The 1,408-nt window shown below is 61.3% G+C and carries 1 protein-coding gene; it reads right to left on the bottom strand.

Annotated features, from left to right (window positions below; translation table 11 throughout):
- Positions 1-47: 47 nt before the first annotated feature.
- Positions 48-1,310 carry a transposase gene (locus AB1467_07480; GenBank protein MEW6296096.1) on the bottom strand — a complete coding sequence of 421 codons (1,263 nt, stop codon included), beginning with the start codon at positions 1,308-1,310 and terminating at the stop codon, positions 48-50.
- Between the last annotated feature and the right edge of the window lie 98 nt (positions 1,311-1,408).

The raw sequence follows: 1,408 nt of genomic DNA, 5'->3' as shown, positions 1-1,408 counted from the left end.
TTGACTTCCTCCCAATCCCCTAAAGGGGATGGGATTCCTTCGGGCGGCTAAGCCGCCTTCCGGTCCCTGCAAGCAGGGGATTCGGCGCGGCTGGTCCAGCGGTGTTTGTTCCACCGCAGGGCCAGCGGCTTGCCTGGGGCGGCCTCCGCCCCGCGCTCCTTCGAGGAGCCCAAAGAATATGCGGCGGCGTTGGCGTCGGAGTGCCAAACTGCCCCGCACTTTTTGCAAAAAACCTTGTGCCTGGGGCGCCGCCGGAGAGCGCCTTCGCACACGGCGCAAACCAAAGAATCTTTTGGCGCGTCCGCCCGGACTTTGATTCCGATGCGTCCACATGCTTGGACGATCAGGTTCCGGATCATCCCGAAGGCCCAGAAGTTGTGGACCAAAAGATTTCTTGGCCCGAAGCCCATGCCGTCCCGGATGCCGGCCAGGTCTTCGATGTGCAGGACCGTCACGCCGTGCCGCTTGAGAACCCTGGCGATCTCCGCGGCCAGAGCGGTCAATGCGTGTTTGAGCCTTCCGGCCCGCATTTGATAAAGCCGCCGGAGCTTTCGGGAAGTCTTTCTTCCGTCCTGGGCCAGCCTTGCTTGCTCCTTGGCGATCTGTTTCGTCCAGTACAGGAAGTCCTTCCAGACTTCGCGCCCGGAGAACAGAATCTGCTGGCTCAGCCCTTGGATGGCCAAAGCAACAAGCGTCCTGGCGCCCAGGTCCAGCGCGGCGTGTTTTTCCGGCTTTGGAAGCCTGGCCGGCTCCGGCACATCCACCACCTGGCGGGCGTACCAGCGTTTCCTGACCGGATCGCGCTTCAGCTCCAAGGTTTTGGGAGCGCCGGTGAACCGCAGGACGCCCTTGGTTTGCAAGACCAGCCGTTGGCCGTTCCGCATGTCGGCGGGCAGGGTTAGGGAAAGGTGTTTGGAATCCAGGGAGTACGATGTGGCGGCTTTGACCGGAATCACTTTGGCTTTCCGTTTTCCGGTCTTGCGGTCTTTCCAGTAGCCTGGGATGCGCGGTGCTTTGGCCAGCTTGCCGGACCGGAAGAGCCGCAAGCAGGCGAAGAAGGAATTCCAAGCCGTCCGTGCTTTCTTGATGATCTCCTGTCCCACGTGGGCGGGCAGGGCTTTGTACGCGGGGTGGTCTTTGAACTCCGCGCACAGTTTCGCGTAGGAAGGCAGAGGTTCCTTCTTGAAGAACGCTTGCCGGCAGCGGTGCTGGACGGTGTTCCAGAGAGCCGCCGACCGGTCGGCCAGGACTTCCAGGAGTTGTTCTTGGTTTTTTGTCGGGACCACCCGGACCGTGTTGGTGCGCTTCATGGTCTAATTTTAGCACTGTGCGGTGACTTTGGCAACAAATCTCGCCGCTTTCATCCCGCCCCCTGAAGGAGGCGGGCCTTCCCGCAGCGATTCTGTAA

It is taken from the genome of Candidatus Diapherotrites archaeon, assembly GCA_040755695.1.
GTDB lineage: Archaea > Iainarchaeota > Iainarchaeia > Iainarchaeales > 1-14-0-10-31-34 > JBFMAK01.
The sequence above is the reverse complement of the archived record's forward strand: the minus strand, read 5'-3'. Positions and strand labels throughout refer to the sequence as shown.

Excerpts from the sequence above, each read along its gene's own strand:
- AB1467_07480 (MEW6296096.1), bottom strand. The coding sequence starts at position 1,310 with ATGAAGCGCACCAACACGGTCCGGGTGGTCCCGACAAAAAACCAAGAA.